At 38.7% G+C, this 14,998-nt stretch carries 13 protein-coding genes; 11 read left to right on the plus strand and 2 right to left on the minus strand.

Features of this window, described 5'->3' with window-relative positions; translation table 11 throughout:
* Positions 1–151 precede the first annotated feature (151 nt).
* The 11 genes from trmJ to B5D82_RS02465 all read left to right on the plus strand — a co-directional run bounded on the left by trmJ (position 152) and on the right by B5D82_RS02465 (position 13,317).
* Positions 152–913 carry a tRNA (cytosine(32)/uridine(32)-2'-O)-methyltransferase TrmJ gene (gene trmJ / locus B5D82_RS02415; protein WP_081148925.1) on the plus strand — a complete coding sequence of 254 codons (762 nt, stop codon included), beginning with the start codon at positions 152–154 and terminating at the stop codon, positions 911–913.
* A 71-nt stretch (positions 914–984) separates the two neighbouring features.
* Positions 985–1,794, plus strand: coding sequence for a serine O-acetyltransferase (gene cysE / locus B5D82_RS02420; RefSeq protein WP_081148926.1), 810 nt, complete (start codon positions 985–987; stop codon positions 1,792–1,794).
* Between the two features lie 240 nt (positions 1,795–2,034).
* Positions 2,035–2,544, plus strand: coding sequence for a Fe-S cluster assembly transcriptional regulator IscR (gene iscR / locus B5D82_RS02425; protein WP_081148931.1), 510 nt, complete (start codon positions 2,035–2,037; stop codon positions 2,542–2,544).
* Between the two features lie 29 nt (positions 2,545–2,573).
* The gene (locus tag B5D82_RS02430) at positions 2,574–3,788 is read left to right on the plus strand and encodes an IscS subfamily cysteine desulfurase (protein ID WP_081148932.1); all 1,215 of its coding nucleotides are present in this window, start codon (positions 2,574–2,576) and stop codon (positions 3,786–3,788) included.
* An 18-nt stretch (positions 3,789–3,806) separates the two neighbouring features.
* On the plus strand, positions 3,807–4,190 hold the full coding sequence (gene iscU, locus B5D82_RS02435; protein WP_081148934.1) for a Fe-S cluster assembly scaffold IscU: 384 nt from the start codon (positions 3,807–3,809) through the stop codon (positions 4,188–4,190).
* A gap of 14 nt (positions 4,191–4,204) precedes the next feature.
* On the plus strand, positions 4,205–4,528 hold the full coding sequence (iscA, locus tag B5D82_RS02440; RefSeq protein WP_081148935.1) for an iron-sulfur cluster assembly protein IscA: 324 nt from the start codon (positions 4,205–4,207) through the stop codon (positions 4,526–4,528).
* A 27-nt stretch (positions 4,529–4,555) separates the two neighbouring features.
* Positions 4,556–5,083, plus strand: coding sequence for a co-chaperone HscB (gene hscB / locus B5D82_RS02445; RefSeq protein WP_081148936.1), 528 nt, complete (start codon positions 4,556–4,558; stop codon positions 5,081–5,083).
* A gap of 115 nt (positions 5,084–5,198) precedes the next feature.
* The gene (hscA, locus tag B5D82_RS02450) at positions 5,199–7,061 is read left to right on the plus strand and encodes a Fe-S protein assembly chaperone HscA (RefSeq protein ID WP_081148937.1); all 1,863 of its coding nucleotides are present in this window, start codon (positions 5,199–5,201) and stop codon (positions 7,059–7,061) included.
* Between the two features lie 4 nt (positions 7,062–7,065).
* On the plus strand, positions 7,066–7,404 hold the full coding sequence (gene fdx, locus B5D82_RS02455; protein WP_081148938.1) for an ISC system 2Fe-2S type ferredoxin: 339 nt from the start codon (positions 7,066–7,068) through the stop codon (positions 7,402–7,404).
* Between the two features lie 482 nt (positions 7,405–7,886).
* The gene (locus B5D82_RS02460) at positions 7,887–10,625 is read left to right on the plus strand and encodes a M16 family metallopeptidase (RefSeq protein WP_081148940.1); all 2,739 of its coding nucleotides are present in this window, start codon (positions 7,887–7,889) and stop codon (positions 10,623–10,625) included.
* A gap of 265 nt (positions 10,626–10,890) precedes the next feature.
* Entirely contained in the window at positions 10,891–13,317 is a 2,427-nt protein-coding gene (locus B5D82_RS02465) for a sensor domain-containing diguanylate cyclase (RefSeq protein ID WP_081148941.1), read from the plus strand.
* Between the two features lie 224 nt (positions 13,318–13,541).
* Here the strand turns inward: B5D82_RS02465 and B5D82_RS02470 are convergent, their stop codons facing one another.
* Together B5D82_RS02470 and B5D82_RS02475 are read right to left on the minus strand one after the other, a co-directional pair.
* Positions 13,542–13,892 carry an energy transducer TonB gene (locus tag B5D82_RS02470; RefSeq protein WP_081148943.1) on the minus strand — a complete coding sequence of 117 codons (351 nt, stop codon included), beginning with the start codon at positions 13,890–13,892 and terminating at the stop codon, positions 13,542–13,544.
* Between the two features lie 64 nt (positions 13,893–13,956).
* Positions 13,957–14,988, minus strand: a complete 1,032-nt coding sequence (locus B5D82_RS02475; protein WP_081148945.1) for a zinc-binding dehydrogenase — start codon at positions 14,986–14,988, stop codon at positions 13,957–13,959.
* Between the last annotated feature and the right edge of the window lie 10 nt (positions 14,989–14,998).

The raw sequence follows: 14,998 nt of genomic DNA on the forward strand, positions 1-14,998 counted from the left end.
TAAACACGCAAAAGGGCTGATTTTTTCGCAGTACAAGGATAATGTTCTGTGTTAACATTATCGACAATTTTAGCCGTCTAGATAGGTAATAACGTTAGCTAATAAAATAATGCTAATGGAATATTGCCTTCGAATTAAGTAAGTGTAGATAATGTCAGATTCTTTATTAAGTAAAGTACGTATAGTTCTCGTTAATACCTCAGATTGTCGTAATATTGGCTCGGCCGCTCGTGCCATGAAAACAATGGGTTTAACAGATCTTGTTTTAGTTGATCCGATTGAAATGCCTAATGGCCAAGCACAGGCTTTAGCCGCAGGTGCAACCGATGTGTTAAAAAATGCCAGAGTAGTATCGACGCTTGAAGAGGCGATTGATGATTGTGGTTTAGTGGTTGGCACAAGTGCTCGGTCGCGCACACTACCTTGGCCAATGTTAGAACCACGCGGTTGTGGCGAAAAACTGATCACAGAAGCACAAGAGTACCCTGTAGCGTTAGTCTTTGGTCGAGAGAGCAGTGGTTTAACGAATGAAGAATTACAGCTATGTCACTTTCATGTACAAATTCCAGCTAACCCTGAATATAGCTCATTAAATTTAGCGATGGCGGTACAAACGTTAAGTTATGAAGTGCGGACTAGCTTCTTAATTCATCAAGAGCAAGCTTTCACGTCAAATGACAGCGAAGAGTATCCACTTGTTGATGAAACAGAGCGCTTTTATCAACATTTTGAAAATGCACTAAAGTTAACCGGCTTTATTGTGCCTAGTCATCCAGGCTTGGTGATGACTAAGCTGCGTCGTTTGTTTAATCGCGCACGACCAGATGTAAAAGAATTGAAAATGATGCGTGGTATTTTAGCCTCAGTTGATCGCGCTGCGAAAAGATCTAACACTGAAGAAAATAAAGATTAATCATAGCTTTGGTTGGAAATTTAATTAAGTTATTCACCATGGCTTTTGGCTAGAGAATTAAGGAACGTTGTATGTTTGACCGCATGAAAGAAGATATAAACAGTGTATTTGACCGAGATCCTGCAGCACGCAATGTATTTGAAATTTTAACAAATTACCCCGGTTTACATGCTGTCTGGTTTCATCGCATAAGCCATCGTTTGTGGAAATATAATTGGAAATGGTTAGCGCGTTCGTTGTCGACTTTTTCTCGTTGGTTAACCGGCATTGAGATCCATCCGGGTGCTACGATTGGTCGACGATTTTTTATTGACCATGGTATGGGCGTAGTTATTGGTGGCACAGCAGAAATAGGTGATGACGTAACACTCTACCAAGGCGTTACGTTAGGCGGCACAAGTTGGAAAGAGGGTAAACGTCATCCGACCTTAATGGATAATGTTGTTATTGGTGCAGGCGCTAAAATTTTAGGTCCAATTACTATTGGTAAACACGGAAAAGTGGGCTCTAACTCTGTGGTAGTAAAAGATGTACCTGAAAACGCAACCGCGGTGGGCATTCCAGCGCGTATTGTTAATTCAAGCAAGGATAAAGGTGACGCTGATAAACGTGAGAAAGTAGCAAAAAAATATGGCTTTGATGCTTATGCTGTTGCTACCGATAACCCTGATCCGGTTGCTAAAGCTATCGGTCGTTTACTTGATCATATGCATTTAATGGACAATAAAGTCTCTGACTTATGTCGAGAAGTTAATCAACTCGGTGGTGAAGTTTGCCAAGAAGCATTACCTGAATTAAGGGTTGGTGAGTTTGACGAAGATGAAAAAGCAGCAGCAAAGCGTCGAGAAAGTGTTACGGAATCTTTTGACCCAACAATTTAGCGAAATATTGTTATTTGCAAGGTAAATATATTTTGACTAGTGTCAGTATATTTTCCTTGTGAAAGCACTATTTATGCACAGAACACTTAAATATTAGGATGATAAAAACCCCTAATTTTATTCCTTTTGATTGACTAATTATTTAACCCGAGTAGAATACTTGAGTAAATCACTCGGGTATTTAGTTGACTATTTTATAGGGATATGTAAAATTGCGCAGCAAATTGATAGGGGTAATAAATGAAATTGACGTCTAAAGGCCGATATGCAGTAACAGCGATGCTTGATGTGGCTATACATGCCGTAACAGGTCCTGTGCCATTGGCTGATATTTCTGAACGCCAAGGCATCTCTTTATCATACTTAGAGCAACTGTTTTCTCGGCTTAGAAAATACGGACTTGTTAATAGTGTCCGTGGCCCCGGCGGCGGCTATCGTTTAGGCCAATGTTCAGCGCAAATTACAGTGGCTGATGTTATCAACGCTGTAGATGAAAGTATCAATGCCACTAAATGTGGTGGTACAGGTAACTGTCAAGACGGTCAACAATGCTTAACGCATTATTTATGGACTGATTTAAGCGATAGAATTGAAGATTTTTTAAAAAGCATTTCACTTGCCGAGCTCGTCGAGCAACGAAATGTAAAGATAGTGTCACAACGACAAGATGAAGCCACAGCGAAAGCTCGGAAATCACCTTCGTTAGAGACCTTAATTACCACCCGCAATATTATGAATGACTGGCATTAATGGCTAGTACAATTGGAGAATATTAATCAATGAAGCTTCCTATTTATTTTGATTATTCAGCGACCACACCGGTAGATAAGCGTGTAGCTGAAAAAATGATGCAATACATGACCACTGATGGTTTTTACGGAAACCCAGCATCACGTTCACACAAATTCGGCTGGCAAGCAGAAGAAGCGGTTGATATCGCTCGTAATCAAATTGCTGATTTGATTAATGCTGATCCACGTGAAATTGTTATTACCTCAGGTGCTACAGAGTCAAACAACTTAGCCATTAAAGGTGCAGCTAAGTTTTACAGCAAAAAAGGTAAGCACATTATTACCTGTAAAACAGAACATAAAGCTGTTTTAGATACGTGTCGTGAATTAGAGCGTCAAGGTTTCGAAGTCACTTACCTAGACCCAGAGTCAAACGGTTTAATTGATTTAAATAAATTAAATGACGCGATCCGCGAAGACACTGTGTTAATCAGCATTATGCACGTGAATAATGAAATTGGTGTTATTCAAGACATCGCTGAAATTGGCGAGATGTGTCGTGCTCGTAAAATTATATTCCATGTTGATGCCGCGCAAAGTGCTGGTAAAATTAACATCGATTTACAGCATTTAAAAGTTGATTTAATGTCGTTTTCTGCCCATAAAATTTATGGTCCTAAAGGCATTGGTGCACTTTATGTTTCTCGTAAGCCTCGTGTGCGTTTAGAGTCACAAATCCACGGTGGCGGTCATGAGCGTGGTATGCGCAGTGGCACATTAGCAACACACCAAATTGTTGGTATGGGCGAAGCATTTAGAATTGCCAAAGAAGAACTAGCACAAGACGAAGCACACGTAACAAAAATGCGTGATCGTTTATGGGCTGGTTTAAACGATATGGAACAAGTTTTTATTAACGGCGACGCTGACAAACGTTACCCAGGTAACTTAAATGTTAGCTTCAACTTTGTTGAAGGCGAATCGTTAATTATGGCGTTAAAAGACTTAGCGGTATCTTCAGGTTCTGCCTGTACTTCTGCAAGTTTAGAACCGTCATATGTACTTCGAGCGTTAGGGCTAAATGATGAAATGGCGCACAGTTCAATTCGTTTTAGCTTCGGTCGTTTTACAACAGAAGAAGAAATAGATTACGCCATTGACCTGATTAAAAAGGCAATTGGCCATTTACGTGACATGTCACCGCTTTGGGAAATGTTCAAAGACGGTATCGATTTAGACTCAATAGAGTGGGCTGCTCATTAGAGCACTAGGAGAAATATTATGGCTTATAGCGAAAAAGTAATTGATCATTATGAAAATCCACGCAACGTTGGTTCTTTAGATAAAAACGATCCACAAGTTGCAACTGGTATGGTTGGCGCACCTGCATGTGGTGACGTAATGAAGTTACAACTTAAAATTTCAGCTGACGGTATTATCGAAGATGCGAAATTTAAAACTTACGGTTGTGGCTCTGCCATTGCTTCAAGTTCATTAGTAACTGAGTGGGTTAAAGGTAAGTCTATTGATGAAGCGGGTGAAATTAAAAACACCGCTATCGCTGAAGAACTTGCTTTACCACCAGTGAAAATTCACTGTTCAATCCTAGCGGAAGACGCAATTAAAGCGGCAATCGAAGATTACCGTAGTAAGCAAAAAGCTTAAGCTGGAGACTAACTATGAGTGTAACGATGACACCTGCCGCTTCTGACAGGGTAAAATCGTTTATCGAAAACCGAGGCAAGGGCCTTGGTTTACGATTAGGTATTAAAACAACAGGTTGTTCTGGTTTAGCTTATGTACTTGAATTTGTAGATGAGCTAAATGAAGACGACACCCTGTTTTCTATCAATGATTGTAATATTATTATTGATGGCAAAAGCTTGGTTTATCTTGATGGTATCGAACTTGATTTTATCAAAGAAGGTTTGAACGAAGGCTTTAAATTCACCAACCCAAACGCTAAAGGCGAATGTGGCTGTGGTGAAAGTTTTAATGTTTAGTGATCAGTTGACTTCACTGGAGTTGTTGTGAATTATTTTGAATTATTTGGCTTAGACATTCAATTTGATATTGACTTGGCTAAGCTTTCAACACTTTATCAAACATTACAAAAAAAAGTACATCCAGATCGCTTTGCTCATGGCTCAAGCCAAGAGCAAATGCTTGCCGTGAAGAAATCTACGCTGATTAATGATGCATACCAAACGCTAAAAAAACCACTAAAACGCGCGCAATATCTATTAGAATTGCGTGGCGTTAATATGCCTAGCGAGCAGTCATCTTTTGGTGATGTGAGTTTTTTAATGCATCAAATGGAATTGCGAGAAATGCTAGATGAAGTCAAACATGCTGATGATGTTGATGCCGCTGTATCAGAGGCGTCAAAAGTGTTTGATTCAGAATTCCAGCAGCTATTTAATCAACTGCAAACTCAATTGGCAGATAACACGGCCGAGTCAAATAGCTTAGCTTGTGACAATTTAAGAAAACTTAAATTTTATCAAAAGCTTCATGTCGATCTCGATAAACTCGAAGAGCTTTTACTTGATGACTAGGCTAGATAACTAAGCTAGAAAATTAAGACGTTGATAACTGCATGTACTTTTCTATTAAAAACAATGTAGTTATTAATAAAAAATCCGTAAAACTATTACCTAACGAGCTTTTACAATGGCATTATTACAAATCGCTGAACCTGGGCAAAGTACAGTTCCTCACGAGCATCGGCTAGCCGCAGGTATTGACCTCGGTACGACCAACTCTTTAATTGCTAGCGTAAAAAGTGGCTTAGCTGAAACTATTGTTGATACTAATGGTCTTGATATTTTACCGTCAGTAGTGAGTTATCAAAGCAATGGTATTCTAGTTGGGCATGACGCAAAAGCGTTCGCTGTGAGTGATCCTGAAAATACCATCGTATCGGCAAAGCGTCTAATTGGTCGCTCTAAAGCCGATATTACGACAAAATATGCATCACTTCCTTATGCTTTTTGTGGTGATGAAAATCATCCATCAATAGCTACCCGTACTGGTGACGTGAACCCAGTACAAGTGTCGGCAGAAATACTCAAAAGTTTAGTGCAACGCGCTGAATCATCGTTAGGCGGCGAGCTTACCGGTGTGGTCATTACTGTGCCTGCTTATTTTGATGATGCACAACGTCATAGCACAAAAGACGCAGCTAAATTAGCTGGCGTTAATGTACTTCGTTTACTGAACGAGCCAACAGCGGCTGCAGTTGCTTATGGCTTGGATACTGGACAAGAAGGCGTCGTGGCTGTTTATGATCTTGGCGGCGGCACATTTGATATTTCAATATTACGTCTAAATAAAGGTGTATTTGAAGTGCTAGCGACCGGTGGCGACTCTGCACTCGGTGGTGACGATTTTGATGGCATTCTGGTTGAACATCTTATTAATAAAGCTGGTTTAGTGCGTCCATTATCGACGTCAATGGAGCGACAATTAACCCAGCAAGCGTGTTTGGCCAAAGAGCAATTGTCGAACATCGATAATGTTGAAGTTACGCTATCACTTGCAGAAAATAAGTCGTGGACAGGTAGTTTAACAAGAGTTGAGTTTGAGCAACTTATTGCACCATTGGTAAAGAAAACATTGCGAGCATGCCGTCGTGCAGTTAAAGACGCAGAGCTGGTTATTGATGATGTGATTGAAGTTGTGATGGTTGGCGGGTCGACACGCGTGCCATTAGTGCGTGCTGAAGTAGAAAGTTTTTTCAAACAACAACCCTTAACCTCAATTGACCCTGACAAAGTGGTTGCTTTAGGTGCGGCTATTCAAGCGGATATATTAGCGGGCAATAAGCCAGATAGCGATATGCTGTTGCTAGATGTTATACCTTTATCATTAGGCCTAGAAACTATGGGCGGATTAGTTGAAAAGGTCATAACGCGAAATACCACCATTCCAGTCGCTAAAGCGCAAGAATTTACCACTTTTAAAGATGGTCAAACTGCAATGGCAGTGCATGTACTTCAAGGCGAACGTGAGCTAGTTGACGATTGTCGTTCGTTAGCACGTTTCGAGCTTCGTGGTATCCCAGCAATGACCGCGGGTGCTGCTCATATTCGTGTAACTTTTAAAGTAGATGCCGATGGTTTGCTAGAAGTATCGGCTATGGAAAAATCAACCGGTGTAGAGTCGAGTATCACTGTTAAACCAAGTTTTGGTTTAGAAGCTGATGAAATCACGAACATGTTGAAAGACTCTATGGAAAATGCTGAACAAGATATGCAAGTGCGTATGTTGAAAGAGCAGCAAGTTGAAGCTTTACGCGTTATTGAGTCGATTCAGGCAGCGCTTTTAGCTGATAGTGCTTTATTAGATGTCGCAGAGAGTAGTGCAATCAATAATGCTATTGCAGCACTTAAAAAGATAAGCGAAACAGGTAATGCCGATGAAGTTGAAGCGGCAATAGAGAAATTAAATAATAGTACTGCCACATTTGCTGAACGTAGAATGGATTCTTCTATCAAAACAGCACTTTCTGGCCATTCAGTAGACGAGGTTTAGTTAAATGCCACAGATTATATTTTTACCCAATCAAGAACTTTGCCCAGACGGCGCAGTAGTACAAGCCGAAAAAGGTGAAAGCGTGTTAAATGTAGCGCTTAGAAATGATATTAACGTTGAACATGCGTGTGAAAAAGTTTGCGCTTGTACTACTTGTCATATGATCATTCGCGAAGGTTTCGAGTCTATCGAAGAGGGTGATGAACTCGAAGAAGATATGCTTGATAAAGCTTGGGGATTAGAGCCTGAGTCACGCTTAAGTTGCCAAGCTTTAGTTGGCGATGAAGACTTAGTCGTCGAAATTCCTAAATATACTGTTAATATGGTTTCTGAAAACCACTAGTATTTCAGTTAATAAAATATAATTAAAGGGTAATAACAGTGATGTTATTACCCTTTTTTGTTTCTGATCAAAACGGCTGACAAACCATGTTGTATTTGCGCTTTTGAAAAATTAATGGCTATTAATACCAAGTTGATTAATTAACGGCTCATTTTTAATGGTTAAAATTACTAATGACAGCGTTAATTAATTTATAAGTAGCATAACTATTGAGTAAATTTTATGCCTTGTAATTATCCATTTTCCCTCATGAAAAAGTAGATCACTTAATGAATCAAATTGGTATGAAATAGTCTAAGGATAGGCTTATATTTTATTAGCGATTAAGTGTTACTTAACCGCATAAATTACTCGTTTTAAAAAGTAAGGCCCGATGACTAAAATTGCCTTTTTAATGGTAATTAACTATTCCATTGATATACTTTAACAAGTAATTAACAATCTGGTAGTATAAAAATAATACCAAATAATAAGGAAAGTTTATGCTAGGAAAATGGTTCAAGCCAAGCACAATTGCTATTGCTGCTACACTAAGTATTACGTCATTAAGTTCAGTGGCCTTCACACAAGAATTAAAAAAAGTTACCGAAGTAGAAGGGATAAGTGAGTACCGTTTAGATAACGGTTTACAAGTATTACTCTTTCCTGATCAAACCAAAGAGACAGTAACGGTGAATGTCACTTATCATGTTGGTTCAAAGCATGAAAATTATGGTGAAACAGGCATGGCGCATTTACTTGAGCATTTAGTGTTTAAAGGTACGCCTAAGCATAAAGATATTCCAGCAGAGCTGAGTTCACATGGCGCTCGTCCAAACGGTACAACATGGACAGACCGAACTAACTACTTTGAAACCTTTGCCGCCACAGAAGAGAATATTGATTGGGCATTGAGCATGGAATCTGATCGTATGGTCAATTCATTCATTGCCAAAAAAGATCTTGATAGTGAAATGACGGTTGTCCGTAATGAATTTGAACGAGGTGAAAATAACCCGTTTCGAATTACATTACAGCGCATGCTTGCTGCTTCTTATGAGTGGCATAATTATGGCAAATCTACGATTGGCTCTCGTGCCGATCTAGAGAATGTGCCAATTGATCGCTTACAAGCGTTCTATCGTAAATATTATCAGCCAGACAATGCAACATTAACGGTAGCCGGTAAGTTTGACTCTGAAGAGATGCTGAAAAAAATTAACGCAACTTTTGGTCAAATAAACAAGCCAGAGCGCGTTATTAGTCCCTTGTATACGGCTGAGCCCGCGCAAGATGGCGAGCGTGAAGTAACGGTTCGCCGTGTTGGTGATGCCCAGATGATTGGCTCTATTTATCACGTACCTGCAGGGTCACATCCAGATTTTTCTGCTATTGATGTGTTAAGAGAAATACTTTCTGCTGAAGCAACAGGTCGTTTACATAAAGCACTGGTAGAAAATAAACTTGCCAGTACTGCTTTTGGTTTTAATTTCCAATGGGCGGAGCCGGGTGTCGCTATTTTTATGGCTGAAGTCGATAAAACAGGCGATTTAGCTAAAACAGAAGCGGCATTAATTAATACCTTAGAGAATGTTGCCGCTAAACCTGTGACAGCAGAAGAAGTAGAAAAAGCTAAACGTACGTTGTTAAAAAATACTAAGCTAGCGTTTAATTCATCAGAGCGCACTGCCATGGAGTTAAGTGAATGGCTGGGTATGGGCGACTGGCGTTTAGTATTCTTAAACCGTGACCGTGTTGAGCAAGTGACGGCTGAAGACGTGAATCGTGTGGCTAAGAAATACATTACACGTAACAATAGAACATTAGGTAGGTTTATTCCTGCCGACAAACCAGAGCGTGCTGAAATTCCACAAGTGGACAGTGTTAAAGCAATGGTTAAGGGTTATAAAGGCCGTGAGCAAGTTGCTCAAGGTGAAGCTTTCGACCCATCTCATGACAATATCGACGCGAGAGCTGGTATCAGTAAATTAGATACCGGTGTTAAAGTCGCGTTATTGCCGAAGAAAACACGTGGAGAATCAGTTGTTGTTCGTATGTCTATGCAAATGGGGGATTTATTATCTCTGCAAGGCTTAAATATGGTGGGCGATGTAACGGGTGCTATGTTAATGCGTGGTACTGAAAATTACTCACGTGAGCAGCTAAAAGAAGCATTTGATAAATTAGAAGCACAAGTCAGTATTGGAGGTGATAACACTAGTGCTTTTGTGACGGTTAATACAACTCGTAAAAACTTAAACGATACCTTAAAGTTAGTTGCTGAAGTATTGCAAAAGCCTACTTTTGATGAGAAAGAGTTTGAGTTATACAAAAGCGAGGCGAAAGTTGGCATTGAACAGCAATTACAAGACCCACAAGCGATTGCATTTCGCGCTTACAGCCGTCATCAAAGCCCATTTCCAAAAGGACATCCTAACTATACAGGAACTTTTGAGGAAGATTTAGCTGCATTAAATGCAACAACCTTAGCTGATATTAAACGTTTTCATGACGACTTTTATGGTTCAAATAGCATGCAAATCACCATTGTTGGTGACTTTGATAAAGTTGAATCTACTAAAGTATTAGATGAAGTAACGGCTAATTGGCAGAGTTCAAATGCATATAATCGTATTGATGCTCCGTATAAAAAGCTTTCAAACGCAGCGATGGACTTTAATACACCAGATAAAGAAAACGCCACTTTTGTCGCTTCAATAAGTCTTCCTGTTGGACAAGAGCATGTTGATGCACCGGCTTTGACTATTGGTAACTATATGTTAGGTGGTGGTTTCTTAAATAGCCGCTTAGCGATGCGCTTACGTCAAAAAGACGGTCTAAGCTATGGTGCTGGGTCATTTATCAATATCAGTGATTTTGACGAGCGAGCTTCATTAGGTGCATATGCTATCTGTGCGCCACAAAACTTAGCGAAAGTTGAATTAGGCTTTAAAGAAGAAATTGCACGTTTATTAAAAGACGGCTTTACTGACAAAGAAGTAACCGCTGCTAAGTCTGGTTTATTACAAGGGCGTAAAGTTAGTCGCTCGCAAGACCGAGAATTAGCTGGCGCTTTAAACTCTAATTTACGTTTAGATCGCACCATGCAGTTTGCTAAAAAGTATGAGCAGAAAATTGAAAAACTATCTGCTGACGACATCAACAAAGTAATGCGCAAGTATTTATCTGTTGAAGCTTTTGCCATCATTAAAGCTGGTGATATGAGTAAAGTTGAGCAGTAATTAATTCAATGTTTAAGAACAAAAGGGAAGCTTCTGCTTCCCTTTTTTTTTGGTTAAATATTTTTACAATTAATAGTCGTTTGTAAATATAAAATATAGCCATAGCGTAAAATACAAAAGTTAATATATTGTAAATTTTTAATGTGTGGTTAAATAGACACCAGATAAAAAATTTGCTCTAATTGAAAAAAATAATAATTCGCACGTTGAGTTTGTAAATATCGATAAAGCGAAGTAAGTGTATACATAACTTAGGCATAATAATTTGTCCGAACTCTCTAAATCACAAACGATAAAAAGCTTAACTATTACTAATCAGTTTGCGACTGATATTTTGTTACTAAATACGCCTAATGAAGTCTGGCAATATTTAGCACAAAATATTATCGAAAAGCTTGGCTTTGACGATGCTGTTATTTATACCTTAGACGAAGGCGGCAAAACACTAAGTCGAATGTCAGGCTTTAAAAAGAATAAAGTCATTAACAATGATAACACCCGTAATACCCAGCTAAATGATACTTCGGCTAACTTGATGGTTATTCCTTTTAATCAAGGGGTTATTGGTAAGGTTGCGGCGACTAAGCAACCCATATTAGTTAGAGATACTCGAGAATTTGAAAGCTATATTGCTGATGGTGAAGTAACGTTGTCGGAATTAGCCGTACCTATTTTATTTAAAGATCAATTATTAGGCGTAATAGACACTGAACATGCTCAGGTTGATTTTTACACTGAATATCACCTAAAAACACTGACCGCGTTAGCTTCTATTGCGGCGATGAAAATATCTCATATCATTAGAGAAGATGGTTTAGCTGAGATTATTGAAAATTTAGAATATGCCAATAAAATTCAAGATGCCTTATTCGAAATAGCCGAACTGACTTTTAAAACCAACACTATGGGGGAGTTTTATCGGAGTTTGCATCAATGTATTGGGCGTCTTACTTTTGCAAAAAACTTTTTTGTTGCCTTGCTTAAAGACGATGGAGAAACCATTGAATTTCCTTATGCGGTTGACGAACTTGATCAAGATGCTGTTGATGAGTTTGATCTAGGTGAAATCTTTGAAAAAGTTAGGATTGATCCGGAAAATTTAAGTATTACTGGTTATACCTTGTCAAAAGATACGCCTTTTTTATTGTATGAAAAAGATATTCAAAAAATGTTGGATAACAAAGAGCTTTATATTCTAGGTAGCATTCCAAAAGCATGGTTAGGCGTACCTTTTGGCTCGGGCGATAATAAAGGTATTGTAGTTGTACAAAGTTATAGCACTGATTTTTTATTCCAAGAGAAAGATAAACAACTTCTATCATTTGTCGCAAAGCATATTAACGATGCGATAGAAAGAATGGAGGCTAAGCAGAAACTTGAGTTTTTAGCATTACATGATCCACTTACCGACCTGCCTAATCGATCACTTTTTAAAGATAGGATCCAACATGCTTTTTTACATTGTCAGAATAATCGTCAGGACAATATAGCGATTTTGTTTATTGATGTGGACAGGTTTAAACAAGTTAACGATACTTATGGTCATCATGTTGGCGATAAACTTCTTATTGAGATTGTAAAGTCTATAAAATCCACATTAAGAAATACGGATACATTGGCACGTCTAGGTGGTGATGAGTTCGCTATATTACTGGATGGTAAAATTGATCATGATACTATTTGTCGCATAACTGAAAGTTTAATTGCCGCAATGGCTGAGGCATTCAATATTGATGGCTTGAATATTTCTAGTAGTCTTAGTATCGGCATAGCAACCTATAATAATTCCACTGAAAATGCAGAGCAATTATTGATTGATGCCGATCATGCGATGTATCAAGCCAAGTTGAAAGGGCGTAATCAGTATGTGTTTTTTGAATCACTACAAGAGACAAATAAATCAACCAATATTAAGCTTGAATATGACTTTGAACATGCGATTAAGAACCAAGAATTTATTGGCCGTTATCAACCTTTAATTGGTTTTGATAGCGACGAGGTAGAGGGGGCGGAAGTTTTAGTCCGTTGGCAACATCCTAAATTAGGACTTTTACAGCCAGATACTTTTATTCCTATTTTAGAGAAATCAGGACAAATAGTTCAACTTGATCTTTATATGCTGAAGTTGGCGATAAGTAATTTAAACCTTTGGACTGATTGGTTACCTGATAAATTTAAGCTTAATGTTAATGTTTCAACTGCCGGTTTTGCGTCAAAAGAATTTATTACCTATTTACAAGAGCAACATCTGAAATCTGCAGAGATCACCAGCCGCCTATGCGTAGAAATTACTGAAGAAAGCTTAATTTTAAACGTTGATGCAGTGAAAAAGCATTTAGAGATTTTAAAAAGTCTCAATATTCTAGTCGCATTGGATGATTTTGGTACCGGTTATTCGTCGTTAAGTTACTTACATCAATTCTCTTTAGATTATTTGAAAATAGATAAAAGCTTCGTTGATGATCTAAATGAAGTGAATAATAAAGTCTTGATATTAGATGCTGTGGTTAATCTAGCCAAAGCATTAAAGATAAAAACTACCGCAGAGGGTATAGAAACCGTAGAACAATATCAAAAGCTTAAAGAAATTGGTTGCGATGTAGGTCAAGGATACCATATTTCAAAACCGCTGCTTGATACCGATTTTAAATGTTTTATTTTTCATAGAGGTAATCCAAGGAAAATCGCTTAGCCTTTAATCCATTTACTTTTTAGTGCTCAGAAATTACTGAGATGAAGCAATAATAGTGCATTATTTATAATATCTCCCTGCCGGTAATGATTGATAACATGGCGTTGGGAGCATAAATAATGCATTAAATTTTTTACTGAAATAATGTTGAATGTATCGTTCAACAAGTAAGGCTAATAACAGTGACGTTATCAGCCTTTTTTATGACAGTTAACAGCGTTTACCTATTTTGTCACTTTAACTTGTTCAATTAAACTTTCCCGCTTAGCTGAATTTTCATTCATGGCAAAATCTAATTGAACGAGGTTATTTTTGTGATACGAGTTTGATGGCTCATATTGCCATTGCTCTAGTGCAGTTTTTGCGACTTTATCGAACACGTAGGCGGGTGAGCCGTTAACCACTTCAACATTTTTCACCATGCCAGTGCGGTCAATATCGAACTTTAATACTACTGAACCTTCAATACTTTCTGCCGCAGCCTTAGCAGGATATTTTGGCTCAACTCTGTAAATAGGTTTTACCGAATTTTCCTGCTTAGGTGGCAGTCTTCGTATTTGATCTTTTCCAGACAGGTCTTCACGATATTGTTGTTCTGTCGACTGACCTTGGTTACCTGTAAAACTAACGCCTGATAGATTAGTCTATGCTGACTTTTACCACTTGTTTGCCAGTGAAACCACCGGCTAACTGAGTTTTCAGCGCTGTAGAAATATGCTCTGCATTAAATTCGATGAGATCAATTTCCGGTACTTTTAACTCATCTTTAGCGACACTTTCAAGCAGTAAATTACTCATAAAACTCATTCGCTGTTGTGCACATAAACTATTGGCTAGCCATGCACCAGCAAGCGATACTATGCTAATGTTAGGTGCCTTTCTAAACAGTAATTCTTGTTCAAATACAGGTAATGGTTTTAAACAAGCAATGCGACCACAAAAACGCATGAGTTCGATATTGCGGGCGGTAACTTCACCACCAAGGGAGTCGAGTACCGCATCAAAACCTTGTGGTCCCAGTTCTCGGCGAATTTTCTGACAAAGGTTTTTATCTTGATAATCAAAGACGGTGTCAGCCCCTAAAGACTTGACTAATTTATGATTTCGTTTCGCTGCAGTGGTAAATACATCGGCACCACGTTGTTTAGCAAATTGAATCGCAATTTGGCCTACTGCGCCAGCACCTGCTTCAATTAATAAAGTATCACCCTCCGTAATTTGTAATTTGTCGAGTGAAATCAATGCAGTCATACCAGCACAAGGTAGTGCTGCTGCCTGTTCTGGTTTGACACTTTCTGGCACAACAGATACGGCATAGTTAGGGACTTTGGCGTATTCACTGAGTACGCCTTGTTCACCCATACTCGCATGCCACATAACACGTGCGCCGATATTGGGATAAATACCTTTCGGCGCGTTAACGACTATACCAACAGCGTCTAAACCAAGCACATGTGGATATTGCCAATGACAAAACCCGGTTTTTGCATATTGTGCATCTAGAGGATTTAGGCCAACATACTCTACTTTTATTAAAAGTTCGTTTTCACTGCATTCAGGTACTTTTAGCTCAGCATTATTTAACCGAATTGCTTCGTTAGCTTCGGGTAAAACAATGGCTCGCATAGTTTTAGGTACTTTGAGTGCTGGTAAAATATCTGTATTTGGCATTAATTTAACT

The sequence above is a fragment of the Cognaticolwellia beringensis genome, assembly GCF_002076895.1.
GTDB classification, from domain to species: Bacteria; Pseudomonadota; Gammaproteobacteria; order Enterobacterales; family Alteromonadaceae; genus Cognaticolwellia; species Cognaticolwellia beringensis.

What these genes read in the sequence shown, in the direction of transcription:
- trmJ (WP_081148925.1), top strand. Translation starts at nt 152, where the DNA reads ATGTCAGATTCTTTATTAAGTAAAGTACGTATAGTTCTCGTTAATACC.
- cysE (WP_081148926.1), top strand. Translation starts at nt 985, where the DNA reads ATGTTTGACCGCATGAAAGAAGATATAAACAGTGTATTTGACCGAGAT.
- iscR (WP_081148931.1), top strand. Translation starts at nt 2,035, where the DNA reads ATGAAATTGACGTCTAAAGGCCGATATGCAGTAACAGCGATGCTTGAT.
- B5D82_RS02430 (WP_081148932.1), top strand. Translation starts at nt 2,574, where the DNA reads ATGAAGCTTCCTATTTATTTTGATTATTCAGCGACCACACCGGTAGAT.
- iscU (WP_081148934.1), top strand. Translation starts at nt 3,807, where the DNA reads ATGGCTTATAGCGAAAAAGTAATTGATCATTATGAAAATCCACGCAAC.
- iscA (WP_081148935.1), top strand. Translation starts at nt 4,205, where the DNA reads ATGAGTGTAACGATGACACCTGCCGCTTCTGACAGGGTAAAATCGTTT.
- hscA (WP_081148937.1), top strand. Translation starts at nt 5,199, where the DNA reads ATGGCATTATTACAAATCGCTGAACCTGGGCAAAGTACAGTTCCTCAC.
- fdx (WP_081148938.1), top strand. Translation starts at nt 7,066, where the DNA reads ATGCCACAGATTATATTTTTACCCAATCAAGAACTTTGCCCAGACGGC.
- B5D82_RS02460 (WP_081148940.1), top strand. Translation starts at nt 7,887, where the DNA reads ATGCTAGGAAAATGGTTCAAGCCAAGCACAATTGCTATTGCTGCTACA.
- B5D82_RS02475 (WP_081148945.1), bottom strand. Translation starts at nt 14,988, where the DNA reads ATGCCAAATACAGATATTTTACCAGCACTCAAAGTACCTAAAACTATG.